This is a genomic window from Bacillus sp. MUM 13, from assembly GCF_001866725.1.
Lineage (GTDB): Bacteria > Bacillota > Bacilli > Bacillales > DSM-1321 > Peribacillus.
Window position 1 is genome coordinate 1 of record NZ_MLYQ01000144.1, and the last position, 727, is coordinate 727.

The window sequence follows — 727 nt, forward strand, 5'->3', positions numbered from 1 at the left end:
TTGTTTTCACTTTCTTCCACTCTTTCCATCTAATCATCCGCAATCTTCTTCGGATCCATCCATCTATCTTGGCTAGAACCGAGGGAGTATCGGCTAATTGATAGTACCCCAGCCAACCCACCAAGTAACGGTTTAGCTTCTCTAACCTGTCTGTCATACTGATAGACCATTTCCTCGAAGTGATTTCTCTTATTCTCTGTTTAAAACGTTGAATACTCTGTTTAGCGATTCGGATTTTGGGTTCCTTCCGATGGAAGGTGAAAGTAAAACCTAGAAACTTACGTTTCCATGGACGGTCTACTGCACTTTTCTCACGGTTCACTTTAAGTTTGAGCTTGTTCTCAATGAAAGTTGTGATACTTTTCATAATTCGTTCTCCTGCTCTTTTTGAACGAACGTAGATATTACAGTCATCCGCGTAACGAACAAACCGTAGTTCTCTTTTCTCCAGCTCCTTATCGAGCTCATCTAAAACGATGTTGGATAATAGAGGACTAAGTGGACCTCCTTGAGGAGTACCCTCAGTGTTAGGACTGACAAGTCCCTTTTCCATTACACCTGACTGTAAATATCTCCGTATCAATTGAAGAACTTTTGGATCATTTATCCGGACGCTTAATATCCTCATAAGCCGGTCATGATTCACTTTATCGAAGAATTTCTCCAAATCGATGTCCACGACCCATCTATATCCTTCTTTGATATAGCGTTTAGCTTGTTGGACTGC

General features: G+C 41.1%; 1 protein-coding gene. It reads right to left on the minus strand.

Features of this window, described 5'->3' with window-relative positions; translation table 11 throughout:
* Positions 1-727 (minus strand): reverse transcriptase domain-containing protein (locus tag BIV59_RS21790; protein ID WP_240501971.1); only part of this gene is annotated, 727 nt, incomplete at both ends.